Source organism: Chromobacterium sp. LK11 (genome assembly GCF_001043705.1).
GTDB lineage: Bacteria > Pseudomonadota > Gammaproteobacteria > Burkholderiales > Chromobacteriaceae > Chromobacterium > Chromobacterium alkanivorans.
The window spans coordinates 34,398-50,272 of sequence record NZ_LDUR01000034.1 but is presented as its reverse complement, the minus strand read 5'-3'; the positions used below and the strand labels follow the sequence as shown (position 1 = coordinate 50,272).

Here is a 15,875-nt window from a genome sequence, read left to right as displayed (position 1 = left end):
CCGCAGGGGCTGCTCCATGGCGGGGCTTGCCCCTTTACTATTGGCAAACTTCATTCCAGCGGCAATCCATATGGCTTCGCAACGCACGTCCGACATCAACTCCACCCGGGTCTGGGCCCGCTTGCATCAACATCAGCGAGCCACCCGGCACATGCATATGCGCGAGCTGTTCGACGCGGATCCGCAGCGCTTCCAGCGGTTTTCGCTGGAGCTGGACGGCCTGTTGCTGGACTATTCCAAGAACCGCGTCACCGAGCGCACGCTGGAATTGTTGTTCGAGCTGGCGCGCGAGGCCGACCTGGCCGGCTGGATGGAGAGGATGCGGAGCGGCGAGCGCATCAATGTCAGCGAAGACCGCGCGGTGCTGCATACCGCCTTGCGCCTGCCGGCCGGCGAGAGCCTGACGCTGGACGGGTGTGAGCTGGTGGCCGGGGTGCAGGCGGTGCTGGCGCGGATGCGCGCCTTCAGCGAGCAGGTGCGCGGCGGCGAGTGGAAAGGCTTCAGCGGCCGACGCATCCGCCACGTGGTCAACCTGGGCATAGGCGGTTCCGATCTCGGTCCGCTGATGGTGAAGGAGGCGCTGGCCGCCTACGCGACGCCGGAGCTGGAGGTGCATTTCGTCTCCAATGTGGACGGCGCTCACGTCGCGCGCACGCTGGAGCGGCTGGACCCGGCCGAAACCCTGTTCATCATCGCTTCCAAATCCTTCACCACGCCGGAGACGCTGCTGAACGCGCAGGCGGCGCGGCAATGGTTTCTGCAAGCCGGCGGCGAGGCCGACATCGCGCGCCATTTCGTCGCGGTGTCCTCCAATCAGCCGGCGGTGGAGGCCTTCGGCATCGATCCCGCGCACATGTTCGGCTTTTGGGACTGGGTGGGCGGCCGTTATTCCACCTGGTCGGCGATCGGCTTGCCGGTGATGCTGGCGATAGGCTTCGAGCGCTTCCAGGAATTCCTGGCGGGCGGCCACGCGATGGACCGGCATTTCTTTTCCGCGCCGTTCGCCGCCAATATGCCGGTGCTGCTGGCGCTGATCGGCGTCTGGTACAACACCTTCTACCGCGCCCACACCCACGCCATCATGCCTTACGACCACGGCCTGCGTCGCTTGCCGGCCCATGTGCAGCAATTGGACATGGAGTCCAACGGCAAGCGCGTCGGTCGCTACGGCGAGTCGCTGGACTTCGACACCGGCCCGGTGATCTGGGGGGAGGAAGGGGCCAACAGTCAGCACGCCTTTTTCCAGTTGCTGCATCAAGGCACGCGGCTGGTGCCTTGCGACTTCATCATTCCAATGCGCAGCCATTATCCGGTGGCCGATCAGCACCAGGTGCTGGTGGCCAACTGTCTGGCGCAGACCGAGGCCTTGATGCGCGGCAAAAGCGAGGCCGAGGCGATGCGGGAGCTGGCGCATCTGCCGGGCGAGCAGCTGGACATGTTGTTGCCGCAGAAGCTGTTCCCCGGCAACCAGCCGTCCAATACCCTGGCGCTGGACGAGGTGAGCCCGCGCAGCGTGGGCATGTTGTTGGCCTTGTACGAGCACAAGGTGTTCGTGCAGGGCGTGATCTGGGGCATCAATTCCTTCGATCAATGGGGAGTGGAGTACGGCAAGCAGTTGGCGCGCCGCATCCTGCCGGAACTGGCGGCCGACGACGACGCGCTGGCGCACGACAGCTCCACCAACGGCTTGATTCGCCATTTCAAATCGCGGCGAGCTTGAGGGAGAGAGCCATGCAAGAAAGCCTGGAATTGGCCCGCCGTTTAGGCGAGCGCTTGCTGGCGGCGGGCGAGAGCGTCGCCGCCGCCGAGTCTTGCACCGGCGGCATGATAGCCGCGGCGCTGACCGACATCGCCGGCAGCTCCGCCTGGTTCGGCTACGGCGTGGTGACCTACAGCAATGAAGCCAAGCAGCGTCTGCTGCAGGTGGAAGGCGACGTCTTGCGCGAACACGGCGCGGTCAGCGAGGCGGTGGTGCGCCAGATGGCGGCCGGCGCGCTGCGCCTGTCCGGCGCGGACTGGAGCGTGGCGGTGTCCGGCGTGGCCGGTCCCGGCGGCGGCACGGCGGCCAAGCCGGTGGGCTTGGTCTGGTTCGGCATTGCCGGACCCGACGGTTGGAGCGAGGCTTTCAGCTGCCGCTTCGACGGCGATCGCGCCCAGGTGCGCGCTCAAACGGTGATCCGCGCCTTGCAGCGGCTGGATGAGCTGGTGGCCGGCCGCGGCCGCGCGGCTTAGGCGCTGCTCGAGGGCTGGCGCGCGCCGTCAGCGTTGCGCGGCGAATGCGACTCCGACAGGTCGTGCGCCGCGAGCGCATTGCCTCGTCCTGGTTCGCAGGGCCGAACAAGCGCCTGGCCCGGGCGTTTAATCCTTGTTGTCCGGTTTCTTGCGCGCGCGCGGATGCGCGCCGTCGTAGACCTTGGCCAGGTGCTGGAAGTCCAGCGCGGTGTAGATCTGGGTGCTGGACAGGTTGGCGTGGCCCAGCAACTCCTGCACCGCGCGCAAGTCGCCCGACGATTGCAGCAGATGGGAGGCGAAGGAGTGGCGCAACATGTGCGGATGCACGTGCTGCTGCGCGCCGGTCTTGATCGCCCAGTCGCGCAGGCGCTTTTCCACCTGGCGGCCGCCCAGCCGCCCGCCGTGGCGGGCGATGAACACCGCGCGCTCGTCCGGCGCCGCCTGGCGCTGAGCCAGCCAGCGTTGCAGGCAGGCGCGCGCCTCGGCGCCCAGCGGCGCAATGCGTTCCTTGCCGCCCTTGCCGCGGATGCGCAGCAGATCGTCGGAAAAGTCCAGGTCTTCCAGATTCAATCCTACCGCTTCGGAGAGGCGCAGCCCGCAGGAATACATCAGCTCGAACAGCGCGCGGTCGCGTATGGAGAGCGCGTCGGCGTCGTCGATGCGGTCCAGCAGCGCCGCGGTGCTGTCCACCGGCAAGGCCTTGGGCAGCGGCTTGTCCTGCTTGGGCGCGCGCAGCCCCTGGCTGGGGTCGTCGGCGCGTTGTCCGCTGTCCAGCAGCCATTGGTAGAAACGGCGCCAGGCGGAGAGCTTGCGCGCCAGGCTGCGGCTGTGCAGGCCCTGAGCGTGCAGCTTGGCCAGCGTCTTGCGCAGCTGGGCGTGCTCGGCCCGCTCCAGCGGGGAGGGCTGGATGAGGGCGGCCAGCTGCTCCAGATCGCGCAGATAGGCGGCGGCGGTGTGGCCGCTGCGGCCGGCCAAGGCCAGCGAGGCGGCGAAGCGCTCCAGGCAGTCCATCTCAGCGGCGCAGCCTTGCCATTTGCATCAGGCGCTCGAACAATTGCAGGTCCTGTTCGCTTTTCAGCAGCGCGCCCGCCAGCGGCGGCGGGGCGTTGTCCTGATGCCGTTGTTTCAGCGCCGCGGCGTCCATGCCTTCCGCCGACAGCAGCTTCAGCCAGTCCAGCAGCTCCGAGGTGCTGGGTTTTTTCTTCAGGCCCGGCAGTTCGCGAATGGAGAAGAACACTTCCAGCGCTTCGCTGACCAGCTGCTGGCGCAGCGAGGGGAAGTGGGCGTCGATGATGGCCTGCATGGTGTCCCGGTCCGGGAAGCGGATGTAGTGGAAGAAGCAGCGGCGCAAGAAAGCGTCCGGCAGCTCTTTCTCGTTGTTGGAGGTGATGATGATGATGGGGCGCTGGCGCGCGCGCACGAATTCCTGGGTCTCGTGGACGAAGAACTCCATCTGGTCCAGTTCGCGCAGCAGGTCGTTGGGGAATTCGATGTCGGCCTTGTCGATCTCGTCGATCAACAGCACCGGCGCGCTGTCGGCGTCGAAAGCCTGCCACAGCTTGCCCTTGACGATGTAGTTGCGGATGTCGTGCACGCGGGCGTCGCCCAGTTGCGAGTCGCGCAGCCGCGAGACCGCGTCGTATTCGTACAGGCCGTGCTGGGCCTTGGTGGTGGACTTTATCGGCCAGACAATCAGCTCTCGGCCCAGGCTGCGGGCCACTTCCTCGGCCAGCATGGTCTTGCCGGTGCCGGGCTCGCCCTTGATCAAGAGCGGGCGCTCCAGGGTGATGGCGGCGTTCACCGCCATCATCAGGTCTTCGGTGGCGATGTAGTTGTCGGTGCCGGAAAATCGGGTATTGCTCGTCATGGGTGGGGTGGCTTCAAAATGGCCAAAGCAGCCGCGCGGACGGCTGCTTTGGCGCGGAAAGAGGTCAACGGGCGAATTCGCGTTCCAGATCGTCCAGCGAAATGCCCCAGCTTTTCATCATATGGCTCAACAGCGCCATTTCCGGCTCGCTGATGGTGCCGTCGGACTTGCTGATGTCCATGGCCAACACGCAGGCCAGAATGCGTTTGCGGTGGTCGGTCACCTCGGCCAGCAGGTCGTTGATGCGTTCCGCGTCCAGCAAATGGATGGTGCCGTCGTCGTTGGCTTCGTCGGACACGTCGTCGCAGTAATCCACCAGCACCTTGGTGAACTGCTTGCGCGGCAGGCCGATCAGGTCGTAGACGTGGAGTTTCTCCAGCAGCTCCAGCTCGCGCGGGTCCATATTGCCATCCGTGATCATAAACATGGCCAGCAGGCGCGCCAGTGCTTCCGGGCTATTGAGTGCGTATTTTCTCATGACGCCTTTCCTTTATTCTGATGTGACGCCTAGCCGTTCCAGAAACGCTGGGGGCGTGGCGGCAAGCTTGCGGCTGGCGTAGTCGAAGAAGACTAGGCCTGTCTTCAATCTTGCCACTTCTTTCCCGGTTTTGTCATTGCTTGCCTGATAGAGCAAATCGAAACCGCGCGGACCGATGTCGTCCACGGCCAGACCAAAGCGCAGCACTTCGCCGTGGAAGGCCTCCGCGCGGTAGCAGATCGCGGTGTCCGCCACCACCACGCCCAGGCCCTCGATGCTGAGTTCGTGCGGATAGCCTAGACTTTGTAAAAAGCGCAGACGCGCTTCGTGAGCCAGCCTCAATACGGCGTCGTTGCCCAGGTGGCCGGCGTAGTTGACGTCGCCGATGCGGATGTCGACGCGGGTTTCGAAGGCGAAGCGCTCTGGCAGGGCGAGCTGGATTCTGGACATGATGTGGGCTTTGGGCGAGTGGTTTGGCTGAGTTGTTTGTCTTAACCTGAGTCAACAGGGCAGTGGCATGGTTTGATAGACTGCAAGTGTAAGGCAAATACAACAAGGAGCAGAGTCATGTATCAGCGCATATTCGTACCGGTGGATGATAGCGAGACCTCCAATCTGGCATTGCACGAGGCTTGCCATCTGGCCAAGGAAGTGGGTGCCAGCCTGAAACTGGTGCATGTGGTGGATCTGGCCCAGTTCGGCTGGGGCGGCACCGAGTTTCTGGACGCGACCGAGCTGCAAAAGTCGATCAAGCAGGCGGGCGAGCAGGTGCTGGGGCAGGCCGGGGCCAAGGCCAAGGAATTGGGCGTGACGGCGGATTGCAAGATTCTGGAAAGCTGGGGCGACAAGATCGCCGCGGTGCTGGTGGACGACGCCGGCGCTTGGGGCGCCGATTTGATAGTGATGGGTACCCATGGTTGGAGCGGTTTGATGCATCTGCTGATGGGCAGCGTGGCGGAGGGCGTGCTTAAGCTGGCGGACGTGCCGGTGTTGCTGGTACGCAACCCAGGCGACTAGGCTGATGGCATGGCGGGCGCGCGGCTTGGGCGGGATGCGGCGCGCCGTTGCTTGTCGGACAATCCTGCGGGCAAAAATAAAGCCAGCCGGCATTGCTGCGGGCTGGCTTTCCTCGGCGGAAGAGGATCAGCCGGCGGTGACTTCCACGCTGCCATCCTGAGCTTCCAGCTTGGTGCGAACCGCTTTGCGCAGGCTCTTGTACAGGTCCGGGTGGGTTTCCTTCAGGTACTCGACGATTTCGAAGTCTTCGCGGCGAACCTTGGACAGGTCGATCTGCTCGACGTGGACCAGGCGCAACAGTTCGCGCACCGGCTTGGGCATGTTGCGGCCGCTTTCATAGCGGGAGCCGCCGGACTGGGTCACGCCGATGCGGCTCCAGAACTCTTGCTGGTTCAGGCCGAGCTTGCGGCGGATCTCACGCGGGTTGGGGATCTTTTCAAACAGTTTCATTGAGTGTTCCTCTCAGTATCAAAGAATATTGGTTCTAATATTTTTTAGGTTTCGTGCCCTGCACCCTAAAAATAGCAAAAAAAATCCATCAGGAATAATTCTGATGCAAAAAAGTTCATGAAGTTCCGTTAAGCATCAACTTCGGTTTTTGCAATGTTAGTGGATTCTTATTGTCAAGGACAATGGGATTTGCAGGTCGAGACGCAAAAAGATACTGTGTGGTCGCTTTTTTGTAAAGCGTTTTGGCATTCGAGGCAGAAAAAAAGGGGAGGGGCGGCGAGCCTGACCCCCGGCACTTGCGCTAAATAACTGTGGCTGCTTCCTTCCGGACCTGACCAGGTTCGCTATCGCGCAATGCGGGGAGACCCGCCTCAAGAGAAGACGCATTCTAACGACAAGCGGCCGTTTTGCCAAGCCCGGCGTGCGTTTTTTGTCGCGCGGGCGCGCGCGGCGGCGGTTGCCGAAGCGCGGTCGCGCAGGCAGACTGGGCGGCATCTAATCTATACCGCGGCAAGCGTGGGAGTGTGTGATGGCTCAATCGGCGCAAGAATTGTTGGCGGAACTGGTCCGCTTCGACACCACCAGCCGGCATTCCAATCTGGAGCTGATCGAGTGGGTGCGCGCTTATCTGCGGCAGATGGGCGTGGAAGCTACGCTGACCTTCAACGACGAAGGCAGCAAGGCCAATCTGTTCGCCCGCATCGGCGCGCCCGAGCTGCCGCTGGTGGTGCTGTCCGGCCATAGCGACGTGGTGCCGGTGGACGGCCAGGTCTGGAGCAGCGATCCCTTCGCGCTGACCGACAAGGGCGACGGCCGGCTGTATGGCCGCGGCTCCGCCGACATGAAGGGCTTCATCGCCTGCGTGCTGTCGCTGGCGCCTTGGTTTGTCGAGCTGGCGGCGCGGGGCGGTTTGAGTCAGGGCATAGGCATTGCGCTGTCTTACGACGAGGAGGTGGGCTGCCTGGGCGTGGGCCGGATGATAGACCGGCTGGCGGCGGACGGGGTCAAGGTGTCCGGCTGCATCGTAGGCGAGCCCACCAGCATGCAGCCGGTGATCGCGCACAAGGGCATCGCTCATTTCCTGTGCAAGGTCCGCGGCCGCGCCGCGCATTCCTCGCTGACGCCGCAGGGCGTCAACGCCATCGAGTTCGCCGCGCGGCTGATCACCCACATCCGCAAGCTGGCCGACGCCGAGGCGTCGTTCGGCCATCGGCAGGCCTTATATGATGTGCCGTTCACCACCTTGCAGACCGGCACCATCCACGGCGGCACCGCCTGCAACATCGTGCCCAAGGATTGCGAGTTCATGTTCGAGTGCCGCTGGCTGCCGGGCGACGGACCTGAGCGTTTTGTCAGTTCGGTCCGGGATTACGCGGCCACCTTGCTGCTGGAGATGCGGCAGGTGGCGCCGGAGGCGGAGATCGAGATCGAGCGGGTGGTGTACAGCCCGGCCTTCGAGTCGTCGGAAAACAGCGAGGTGCGCCGCACCGTGGCGCGCTTGTGCGGCTGCGAGGGCGGCAAGGGCGTGGCCTACACCACCGAGGCTGGGCTGTTCAGCGAGGCGGGCATCGCCTGCGTTGTCTTGGGTCCGGGCAACATCGAACAGGCGCACCGGCCCGACGAATACATCGACATCGAGCAACTGGAGCAGTGCGCCGCCTGGTTGCGACGGCTGGGAGATGAGCTGACGCAAAAACCGTGAAGATTTTTTTGCGCTGATGACCGAATAGCCGCAAAATCGCTGCCGGCGACAAGCCGAACACTCAAGTTGCCCGCCAGGGGGATCCCTTAGGCGGGCTTGTTTTATGGCGGCGTGAGCAGTTGTTCAACGCCCGGTCCCAAGGGGTCGGCGAGCGTTGGCGCCGCGGTAGTCAGAAAGAAAAAATAAATGAGTCAGAACGTGGGATCTGTGCGGCAGGGAGGCGCGGCCAAGTCGCGAGACGGCTTCACCTCCAGCTTTGGCGTATTGGCGGCGACTCTCGGTTCCGCCGTGGGCCTCGGCAATATCTGGAAGTTTCCTTATCTGACCGGCACCAATGGCGGCGCCGGTTTTTTGGTGGTGTACGTGTTGGCCACGCTGCTGGTGGGCCTGCCGGTGATGATCGCCGAGATCATGCTGGGCCGCAAAGCCAAGCGCGACGCGGTGACGGCGCTGAAGACGCTGGCGCCGGCCGGCCAGCCCTGGTGGCTGATCAGCGCTTTCGGCGTGCTGGCCGCCTTCCTGATCATGGCTTTCTATTCCGAAGTGGCGGCCTGGGTCTTCGCCTATGTGTTCAAGTCCTTGGGCGGCGGTCTGTTGTCCAGCGACCCCAAAACAACCTCGCAGGCCTTCAACGCGCTGATTTCCGACCCGGTGCAGTCCTTGTTGTGGCAGTGGCTGGTCTTGCTGTTGATCGGCGGCATTCTGCTGATGGGCGTGTCCAAGGGCATTGAGGCGGTGACCAAGAAGCTGATGCCCTTGCTGTTCCTATTGCTGCTGGTGATAGGCGCGCGCAGCCTGATGCTGCCCGGCGCGGCCAAGGGGCTGGACTTCCTGTTCACTCCGGATTTCTCCAAGATCAGCGGCGCGGTGGTGCTGACCGCGGTGGGCCTGGCCTTCTTCAAGCTGTCCATCGGCATGGGCACCATGATCACCTACGGCAGTTATTTCCGCGATGACCAGAACATTCCCGTCACCACCTTCCGGGTGATGTGCGCGGACCTGTTCGTCTCCATCCTGGCCGGCATCGCCATTTTCCCGGCGGTGTTCGCCTTCGGCTTCGAGCCGGCGGCCGGTCCGTCGCTGCTGTTCATCACCATCCCGGCGGTGTTCGCCAGCATGCCGCTGGGCAATGTGTTCATGGTGGCCTTCTTCGTGCTGGCCGCGATCGCGGCCACCGGCGCGATGCTGTCCATCCTGGAAGTGCCGGTGTCGGTGTTCAGCGAGCGCTTCGGCATCAGCCGGGTCAAGGCCACGGTGATCAATCTGCTGCTGCTGGCCTTGGTCGGCGCGGGTTGCGCCTTGTCCAACAGCACGCTGTCCGGCTTCAAGCCTTTCGGCATGACCTTGTTCGATCTGTTCGACTTCGTGACCTCCAATCTGCTGATGCCTCTGGGCGGCATCTTCCTCTGCCTGTTCGTCGGCTGGGTGTGGGGCTTCGAACAGCTGAAGCAGGCGCTGAGCAATCAGGGCGCGCTGAAGAACGAGGGCTTGTTGAAGGCGCTGTTCATCGTGCTGCGCTATGTGTCGCCGCTGTTGATCCTGGTGGTGATGCTCAAGGGTCTGGGCGTGATTTGAGTCCATGCCGTCAAACAGAAAAAGGAGCCGCGCGGCTCCTTTTTTTCATGCTGGCCGGCAGGGATTTAGAGCTGCTAACAAAACCACGCAGAGAAGCTGAGCCAAGGCGCGCCGACGCAGAAAACGAAGTTTCTGCGAAGCTACAGTACCCGTAGTACGACAAGGAGGCGCAACGCAGGATCAGGGGTTTTGTTAGCGGGTCTTAGAGCCTGTTTACGATCTCGCGAGCAAGAGCGAGACAAGGCGAAAACGACCGAAAAAGCGGAGTGTACGGTTGGTACATGAGCATTTCGAAGATGTTTTCAACGCTGTATCGCCGAAGCGCAGCAGATCGTAAACAGGTTCTTAGGGCTGGGCGACGTCGTCTTCCGGTATCACCACCGGCGGCGGCGTGAAGCCGTTCAGTTCGCGGGCGTTCTTTTCCAGCAGCAGCACGATGCTGGTGTTGAGCGCGCCGAAGGCCCAGCTGACCAGGAAGAACACCGAATAGGCCGAGAGCTTGTCGTTGAACAGGATCTTGCCGTGCAGGCTGAGCTCGGCCGGATCGAAAATGGAAAAGAACACCCCTGTCGCCAGGATGGCGATGATGAAGGAGGGCCAGAACAGCAAGATGCCTTTTTTCATGAGTCATGCTCCTGTGGCTGCCGCAAGTATGCTTGGGTGGCTGATGTCAGGGTAATGGCCGGGCGTCGCGCTGTCAAAACGCGGCGGCGACGGATGAGGGCCCGGAGAACGGCTCTCCATGTTAGACTGTGGCCATCCGGTTTTTCTTGTCCAGCCGGCCAGGGCGCGAGCTTTTGGCCGGTTGTTGCGTAAAGTAATGGAGCCTTGCATGACCTCTTCGATCTTCTCCGCCGTAGAACTGGCGCCGCGCGACCCTATCCTGGGCCTGAACGAAGCATTCAACGCCGACACCCGCACCACCAAGGTGAACCTGGGCGTCGGCGTTTATTCCGACGACAACGGCAAGATTCCGCTGTTGGCGGCGGTGAAGGCGGCGGAGAAGGCGCGTCTTGAGGCCATGCCGCCGCGCGGCTACCAGCCGATCGAAGGCGCCCAGGCTTACGACAACGCGGTGCAGAACCTGCTGTTCGGCGCGGACAGCGAGTTGATCAAGGCGGGTCAAGTGGTGACCGCCCAGGCCTTGGGCGGCACCGGCGCCTTGAAAATCGGCGCGGACTTCCTGAAGCGCCTGAACCCGGCGGCCAAGGTCTACATCAGCAACCCCAGCTGGGAGAACCACCGCGCCTTGTTCGAATCCGCCGGTTTCGAGGTGGAGAACTATCCGTATTACGACGCGGCCACCCGCGGCGTCGATTTCGACGGCATGCGCGCCTTCCTGGCCCAGTTGCCGGCCGGTTCCGTAATCGTGCTGCACGCCTGCTGCCACAACCCCACCGGCGCCGATCTGTCCGACGCGCAATGGGCCGAGGTGGTGCAAGTCTGCCGCGAACGCGGCCTGGTGCCCTTCCTGGACATGGCTTACCAGGGCTTCGCCGACGGCATTGACGCCGACGCCGTCGCCGTGCGCCTGTTCTCGGCCTCCGGCCTACAGTTCTTCGTCTCCAGCTCCTTCTCCAAGAGCTTCTCGCTGTATGGCGAGCGCGTGGGCGCCTTGTCCATCGTCACCGCCGGCAAGGAGGAGTCGGCGCGCGTGCTGTCCCAGCTCAAGCGCGTGATCCGCACCAACTACTCCAACCCGCCGATTCACGGCGGCGCGGTAGTAGCCGCGGTGCTGTCCAATCCGGAACTGCGCCAGATGTGGGAAGACGAGCTGGCCGGCATGCGCGACCGCATCCGCGCGATGCGCGTCGGCCTGGTCGAGGCGATCAAGGCCGAGGGCGTGGCCCAGGACTTCTCCTTCGTCGCCCAGCAGCGCGGCATGTTCTCCTACACCGGCCTGAGCGCGGCCCAAGTGGAGCGCCTGCGCGCCGATTTCGGCATCTACGCGGTGTCCACCGGCCGCATCTGCCTGGCGGCCTTGAACAGCAAGAACCTGGCCTATGTGGCTTCCGCCATCGCCCAGGTGGTGAAGGCGGGTTAAGCCTGGCCGGTTTTGACCTCAAGCATTGCAAAGCCCCGCCGGTCGGGGCTTTTTTTCAATTGGCCGCTTGTCGGCCGTAGTCGAGGAGCAGACTCATGCAATTGCACAGCCGCAGCTTTCAAGACGGGGAGCGCATTCCGGGCCGCCTGGCCTTCTGCGTGCCGGACGCCGACAGCCACGTCGCGCTGTCCGACAACCTCAATCCGCATCTGGCCTGGGGCGGAGCGCCGGCGGGCACGCGTTCCTTCGCGTTGGTGTGTCATGATCCGGACGTGCCGTCGCGCGGCGACGACGTCAACCAGGAGGGCAGGGAGGTGCCGACGGATCTGCCGCGGGTGGACTTCTACCACTGGCTGCTGCTGGATATCCCTGCCGAACAGAGCGAGATCGCCGAGGGCGGCCACAGCGCGGGCGTGAGCGCGCGCGGCAAGAGCGGCCCGGGCGCGCCGCAAGGCCTGCGCCACGGCGTCAACGACTACACCGGCTGGTTCGCCGGCGACGCGGCGATGGCCGGCGACTACTACGGCTACGACGGTCCCTGCCCGCCGTGGAACGACAGCCTGGAGCACCGCTATGTCTTCACCGTGTACGCCTTGGACGTGGCCAGCCTGCCGGTGGCCGGCGCGCTGACGCCGGCCGGCATCATGGCTGCCTTGTCCGGCCATGTGCTGGCGTCGGCGAGCCTGAGCGGCCGCTATACGCTGAATCCGCGTTTGCTGTAACCGTCCCGCAATGTAAAGAAGTGGCAAAAAGGACAGTTTGTCCATCTCCCCACGCCGAGGCGTCTGGCAAGGGATTGCAGTGAGCCAATGAAATGCAGCATGATGTTGCGGCGTTTACTGTCTCCGCGGCTGATTTAATTCAGTGGCCCGCGCCCGCGCGGCGCTTTGAGCCGCGGCCAGCCCAAGGCGGCAAACGATAACAACATCAAAGGGGATTAACTGTCATGGTTGCAAACACTGTTAAGGACAAGCTGCCAGCCGCCGCGTTGGCGACGGGCGCTTTTGACGCGGACGATGCCGATGTGCGCAACAATCTGGGGCTGATGGGCTTGTTGGATGTGAATTCCGGCGACGGCCGCTATCGGCTGACCGCAACGCTGGAGCCGGAAATCGAAGGCGTGGACGACGTCCAGGCCTGGGTGTTGGAAATGGAGCTGGTCACCCTGGCCACCGGACAGGTCTTGCGTTGCAAGCAGGCCGGCGTCGCCTACGCCGGCCCCACGCCGGGCAGCCATCTGCGCCGCCTATTGGCCAATGGTCAACTGCAGGGGTATTTGCAACTGGCCGCCTAGTTCGCTTTCGCCATCCGCAGGAATTAAGCCGCCGCGTCACGCCGCGGCTTAATTTTTTTCTCCGCCGGAGCGCTCATCGTCCACGCGCGCCTGCCGCGAACGCTATAAAAAACGGTACAATCGCCGCAGCCGGGCCGACATCGGGTTGGGGCTCGGCCGTTAATTTTCGACATCGTCAGAGGTTGTGAACTGTGTGGTTTGTGCTGTGTGTGCTGCTGTTGGTGCTGGGTGCGCTGGCTTGGCTGGTGTATACCGGCCGTGTCGTCCTGTCCGAATGGACCCAAAAGCTGGATCGCTTGTTGGGCATGTCGCCGACGGAGCGGCACGAGCCGGACTACTTCGCGGAGGAGGCCGACGACGGGCGGAACGCCGCGGAGTCCTGGAGCCGGCCGCGGATCGAGCCGACGCCGCCGCGCGCCGAAGCTCCCGCTCAAGTCGAGCCGGAGCCGGCCCGGGCCGCCGCGCCGCCGCCTTCGGAACGCGAAGCGCCGCCGGCCGAGGCTGAGCGCGAAACCATAGTCTTGCCGAAGCGGCAGGCCGAGCCGCCTCAGGCCAAGCCGGAGTTGCCGACGCTGGAACTTTCCCGGGAATACCGCAAGCGCGCGCGTCCGCCGTCGTCGGAGCCGGCACAGGCCAAGGATCTCCCGGTGATCGGCCTGCATGAGCTGCAGCATAATCTGCAAACGGATTATCGCCGCCGTCAGGCCTCCCGGGTGCTGACGCAGAACGCCAAGGAGCAGGGCGGCGCGTCCTTGCCGGTGATTGAGCCCAGCGAGGTGCGCGAGCAGTTGCGCCACATTCATTCCAAGCGCGGCAAAACCATGGCCGCGCCGCCGTCCGCCGCCATTCGCCCCCTTGCCGTCAAGCCACAGGAAGCGGCGGAGCCGCAAATCGTGCCGCCTCCCGTCGTGCGGCATGAGTTGCCGGCCAGCGCGCGGCCGGCGCAACACGGCTGGCTGGCGCCGGCGCGGCCGTCTGCGCCGCCGCTGGAGCCTGAAATCGTCGCCTTCGCCCAGACGCCCGATCCGCTCGACCCGCCGGCCGAGCCTGAAATCGTCGCCTTTGCCGCCGCGCCCGACCTGCCCGCCGCGATGCCGGAGGCGCTTGAGGCCGTCGCGGAGGAGGCGCTGGCCGAGCCCGAGGTTTTGGTCGCCTCAGTTTTCGATGCGCCAGCGGAGCCTGCAATCGCCGTCGAGGCCGATTGGCCTCCGTTAGCGCCCGTGGAGTCCGAGCCCGCCGTTTTCGCCGCGCCGCCGGCGCGCCCGGCCGAGCCGACGCCGGTCGTCGTCGCGGCAAGGCCGCCTGAGCCGGCCCTCCCCGAAGCGGACGCGCCGCGAGCCGCCGAGCCGGCGCCGTGGCGCTGGCCGCAGACTCGCTCTGTGCTGGTGCAGGACGAGGAAAAACCGGCCGTGGTGCAGCGCGAGAGCGTGCCGGCGGAGCCGCCTTCGGTGGCCGCCGCTGCGCAGCAACTGGCCGCCAAGCCGATGCCCTGGGTCTTGATCGACGCGCCTGCCGCCGTCGCGACGCCGGACCAGGCGCCGGAGGAGGCGAGCCCGCCTTGGGACGCGGCTCCGGAGTCCGAGGCTTGGGCGCAACAGGCGCAGCAGCAGGTAGAGCTGGCCGCCGAGCCGGCGCCGCCCAAGCCGCGTCCGGTGTACGACGATTACGGTTTGCCGGGCCTGGACTTGCTGCGTCCGGCGGACGAGGCGACGGTGACGTGCTCGGAAGAGGAATTGCTGGAGCGCGGCATCGTCATCGAGGAAAAGCTGGCCGAGTTCAAGGTCAAGGTCAGCGTGGTGGACGCCTACGCCGGCCCGGTGATCACCCGCTACGAGGTGGAACCGGCGGTGGGCGTGCGCGGCAATCAGGTGGTCAACCTGATGAAGGATTTGTCGCGCGCGCTGGGCCTGGCGGCGATCCGGGTGGTGGAAACCATACCCGGCAAGACCTGCATGGGTCTGGAGCTGCCCAATCCCAAGCGCCAGATGATCCGCTTGTCCGAGATTTTCTCCTCCGAGGTGTTCCAGCAGCCGCGTTCGCGCCTGACCCTGGCGCTGGGCAAGGACATCACCGGCCAGCCGGTGGCGATGGACCTGGCCAAGGCGCCGCACCTGCTGGTGGCGGGCACCACCGGCTCCGGCAAGTCGGTGGGCGTCAACGCGATGATTCTGTCCATGCTGTACAAGGCGCGGCCGGACGAAGTGCGCTTCATCATGATAGATCCCAAGATGCTGGAGCTGTCGGTGTACAACGACATTCCGCACTTGCTGGCGCCGGTGGTCACCGATATGAAGCTGGCGGCCAACGCGCTGAACTGGTGCGTGGGCGAGATGGAGCGCCGCTATCGGCTGATGAGCGCGCTGGGCGTGCGCAATCTGGCCGGCTACAACGACAAGGTGAGCGAGGCCGAAGCCATGGGCCAGCGCATCGGCAACCCGTTCAGCCTGACGCCGGAAACGCCGGAGCCGCTGGAGGCGTTGCCCTTCATCGTGGTGGTGGTGGACGAGTTCGCCGACCTGATGATGGTGGCCGGCAAGAAGATCGAGGAATTGATCGCTCGCCTGGCGCAGAAGGCGCGCGCCGCCGGCATTCACCTGATCCTGGCCACCCAGCGGCCGTCGGTGGACGTGATCACCGGCCTGATCAAGGCCAATATCCCGACGCGGATCGCCTTCCAGGTGTCCAGCAAGGTGGACAGCCGCACCATTCTGGATCAGATGGGCGCGGAAAGCCTGTTGGGCCAGGGCGACATGCTGTTCCTGCCGCCGGGCACCGGCTATCCGCAGCGGGTGCACGGCGCCTTCGTCACCGACGACGAAGTGCACGCCATCGTCGAGCATCTGAAGCAGTTCGGCGAGCCCGACTACGTGGAAGGCCTGCTGACCGGCGAAAGCGAGGCGGAGGAGGAGTCCGCCGCGGCCACGGCCAAGGCGCAGGCGGCGACGGAAAGCGATCCGCTGTACGACGAGGCGGTGGAAATCGTGATGCGCACCCGCAAACCGTCGATTTCCTCGGTGCAGCGCCATCTGCGCATAGGCTATAACCGCGCCGCGCGGCTGATCGAGGAAATGGAGGCCGCGGGCATCGTCAGTCCGATGGAAAGCAACGGCAACCGGACGGTGCTGGTGCCGCAGCGCGAGCTGTGAGGCGGCGTGAACGCGCCCGACTTGTTGCCGCCATAAAGAAAAGCGCGCCGGATTCGGCGCGCTTTTTCAT

General features: G+C 64.5%; 15 protein-coding genes and 1 other RNA gene. 9 read left to right on the top strand and 7 right to left on the bottom strand.

All coding sequences use genetic code 11. The annotated features are described in order from the left end of the window. Positions 1 to 70: 70 nt before the first annotated feature. Positions 71 to 1,720 carry a glucose-6-phosphate isomerase gene (gene pgi / locus VK98_RS18785; protein WP_048415505.1) on the top strand — a complete coding sequence of 550 codons (1,650 nt, stop codon included), beginning with the start codon at positions 71 to 73 and terminating at the stop codon, positions 1,718 to 1,720. An 11-nt stretch (positions 1,721 to 1,731) separates the two neighbouring features. Continuing rightward, on the top strand, positions 1,732 to 2,232 hold the full coding sequence (locus tag VK98_RS18780) for a CinA family protein (protein ID WP_048415504.1): 501 nt from the start codon (positions 1,732 to 1,734) through the stop codon (positions 2,230 to 2,232). A gap of 126 nt (positions 2,233 to 2,358) precedes the next feature. On the opposite strand, the gene xerC is transcribed toward VK98_RS18780, so the two are convergent. From xerC to VK98_RS18760, 4 genes are all read right to left on the bottom strand, one after another. After that, positions 2,359 to 3,243 (bottom strand): tyrosine recombinase XerC, encoded by an 885-nt coding sequence (gene xerC, locus VK98_RS18775; RefSeq protein ID WP_048415503.1) that lies wholly within the window; start codon positions 3,241 to 3,243, stop codon positions 2,359 to 2,361. A gap of 1 nt (position 3,244) precedes the next feature. Further along, a complete protein-coding gene (locus VK98_RS18770) occupies positions 3,245 to 4,099 on the bottom strand; it encodes a MoxR family ATPase (protein WP_048415502.1) in 855 nt (284 codons plus the stop codon). Positions 4,100 to 4,163: 64 nt separating this feature from the next. Further along, positions 4,164 to 4,577 carry a TerB family tellurite resistance protein gene (locus VK98_RS18765; protein WP_048415501.1) on the bottom strand — a complete coding sequence of 138 codons (414 nt, stop codon included), beginning with the start codon at positions 4,575 to 4,577 and terminating at the stop codon, positions 4,164 to 4,166. A gap of 12 nt (positions 4,578 to 4,589) precedes the next feature. Beyond that, positions 4,590 to 5,027 carry a thioesterase family protein gene (locus VK98_RS18760; protein ID WP_048415500.1) on the bottom strand — a complete coding sequence of 146 codons (438 nt, stop codon included), beginning with the start codon at positions 5,025 to 5,027 and terminating at the stop codon, positions 4,590 to 4,592. 117 nt (positions 5,028 to 5,144) lie between these two features. Between VK98_RS18760 and VK98_RS18755 the strand changes: the two genes are divergently transcribed. Then, positions 5,145 to 5,594 carry a universal stress protein gene (locus VK98_RS18755; protein WP_019100138.1) on the top strand — a complete coding sequence of 150 codons (450 nt, stop codon included), beginning with the start codon at positions 5,145 to 5,147 and terminating at the stop codon, positions 5,592 to 5,594. Positions 5,595 to 5,720: 126 nt separating this feature from the next. On the opposite strand, the gene VK98_RS18750 is transcribed toward VK98_RS18755, so the two are convergent. After that, complete coding sequence (locus VK98_RS18750) at positions 5,721 to 6,044, bottom strand: DNA-binding transcriptional regulator (protein WP_048415499.1); 324 nt, start codon at positions 6,042 to 6,044, stop codon at positions 5,721 to 5,723. A 272-nt stretch (positions 6,045 to 6,316) separates the two neighbouring features. Beyond that, an RNA gene (gene ffs, locus VK98_RS23480) (signal recognition particle sRNA small type) lies at positions 6,317 to 6,415 on the bottom strand. A gap of 158 nt (positions 6,416 to 6,573) precedes the next feature. Between ffs and argE the strand changes: the two genes are divergently transcribed. Continuing rightward, positions 6,574 to 7,746: an acetylornithine deacetylase gene (gene argE / locus VK98_RS18745; protein WP_048415498.1), complete on the top strand. Its 1,173-nt coding sequence runs from the start codon at positions 6,574 to 6,576 to the stop codon at positions 7,744 to 7,746. A 186-nt stretch (positions 7,747 to 7,932) separates the two neighbouring features. Then, entirely contained in the window at positions 7,933 to 9,321 is a 1,389-nt protein-coding gene (locus VK98_RS18740; protein WP_048415497.1) for a sodium-dependent transporter, read from the top strand. Positions 9,322 to 9,666: 345 nt separating this feature from the next. Here VK98_RS18740 and VK98_RS18735 read toward each other — a convergent pair whose 3' ends face one another. Next, on the bottom strand, positions 9,667 to 9,945 hold the full coding sequence (locus VK98_RS18735; RefSeq protein ID WP_048415496.1) for a hypothetical protein: 279 nt from the start codon (positions 9,943 to 9,945) through the stop codon (positions 9,667 to 9,669). A gap of 208 nt (positions 9,946 to 10,153) precedes the next feature. Here VK98_RS18735 and VK98_RS18730 point away from each other — a divergent pair, with 208 nt between their 5' ends. The 4 genes from VK98_RS18730 (at position 10,154) to VK98_RS18715 (ending at position 15,805) form a co-directional block, all read left to right on the top strand. After that, complete coding sequence (locus tag VK98_RS18730; protein ID WP_048415495.1) at positions 10,154 to 11,365, top strand: amino acid aminotransferase; 1,212 nt, start codon at positions 10,154 to 10,156, stop codon at positions 11,363 to 11,365. Positions 11,366 to 11,460: 95 nt separating this feature from the next. Further along, a complete protein-coding gene (locus tag VK98_RS18725) occupies positions 11,461 to 12,087 on the top strand; it encodes a YbhB/YbcL family Raf kinase inhibitor-like protein (protein WP_048415494.1) in 627 nt (208 codons plus the stop codon). Between the two features lie 224 nt (positions 12,088 to 12,311). After that, positions 12,312 to 12,659 carry a hypothetical protein gene (locus tag VK98_RS18720; RefSeq protein ID WP_156187956.1) on the top strand — a complete coding sequence of 116 codons (348 nt, stop codon included), beginning with the start codon at positions 12,312 to 12,314 and terminating at the stop codon, positions 12,657 to 12,659. Positions 12,660 to 12,850: 191 nt separating this feature from the next. Then, positions 12,851 to 15,805 carry a DNA translocase FtsK gene (locus VK98_RS18715; RefSeq protein ID WP_048415492.1) on the top strand — a complete coding sequence of 985 codons (2,955 nt, stop codon included), beginning with the start codon at positions 12,851 to 12,853 and terminating at the stop codon, positions 15,803 to 15,805. The last annotated feature ends 70 nt before the right edge of the window (positions 15,806 to 15,875 follow it).